1 rRNA gene is annotated in these 1,263 nt (G+C 51.6%); it reads left to right on the forward strand.

Annotated features, from left to right (window positions below):
* Window positions 1-105: 105 nt before the first annotated feature.
* A 23S ribosomal RNA gene (locus tag KUV74_RS20680) occupies window positions 106-1,263 on the forward strand; the annotation flags it as partial.

Raw genomic sequence — 1,263 nt, forward strand, 5'->3', positions numbered from 1 at the left:
AATGCTCTTTAACAATGTATATCATGCTGACAAAGTAAGATACGTTTCAAGCGTATCCGGCAATTGTCGTGACATCATCGATTGACAGACCCTTTGGGGTTATATGGTCAAGCGATGAAGCGCATACGGTGGATGCCTAGGCAGTCAGAGGCGATGAAAGACGTGGAAGCCTGCGATAAGGTTCGGCGAGGTGGCAAACGACCTGCGACCCGGACATCTCTGAATGGGGAAACCCACCCAAGGTAACTTGGGTATCTCATGTTGAATATATAGACATGAGAGGCGAACCGGGGGAACTGAAACATCTAAGTACCCCGAGGAAAAGAAATCAACCGAGATTCCCCTAGTAGCGGCGAGCGAACGGGGACCAGCCCTTAAGCAACACAACTGGTAGGTGAACAGACTGGGAAGTCTGGCCATAGTGGGTGATAGCCCCGTAACCGAAACCTGAGTGTTGTGAAATCGAGTAGGTCGAGGCACGTGAAACCTTGACTGAAGACGGGGGGACCATCCTCCAAGGCTAAATACTCCTGACTGACCGATAGTGAACCAGTACCGTGAGGGAAAGGCGAAAAGAACCCCGGAGAGGGGAGTGAAATAGATCCTGAAACCGTATGCGTACAAGCAGTGGGAGCCAACTTGTTTGGTGACCGCGTACCTTTTGTATAATGGGTCAGCGACTTATTTTCAGTGGCGAGCTTAACCGTATAGGGGAGGCGTAGAGAAATCGAGTCTTAACTGGGCGACCAGTCGCTGGAAATAGACCCGAAACCGGGCGATCTATCCATGAGCAGGTTGAAGGTTGAGTAACATCAACTGGAGGACCGAACCAGGATCTGTTGAAAAAGATTTGGATGACTTGTGGATCGGAGTGAAAGGCTAATCAAGCCCGGAGATAGCTGGTTCTCCTCGAAAGCTATTTAGGTAGCGCCTCACGTATCACCGCCGGGGGTAGAGCACTGTTTCGGCTAGGGGGTCATCCCGACTTACCAACCCGAGGCAAACTCCGAATACCGGTGAGTGCAAGCGTGGGAGACACACAGCGGGTGCTAACGTCCGTTGTGAAAAGGGAAACAACCCAGACCGTCAGCTAAGGTCCCGAAATCCTGGTTAAGTGGGAAACGATGTGGGAAGGCTTAGACAGCTAGGAGGTTGGCTTAGAAGCAGCCATCCTTTAAAGAAAGCGTAATAGCTCACTAGTCGAGTCGGCCTGCGCGGAAGATGTAACGGGGCTCAAACCAGGTACCGAAGCTACGGGTTCGC

The organism is Halomonas sp. DP1Y21-3 (assembly GCF_019801245.1).
Classification (GTDB): Bacteria; Pseudomonadota; Gammaproteobacteria; order Pseudomonadales; family Halomonadaceae; genus Halomonas; species Halomonas litopenaei.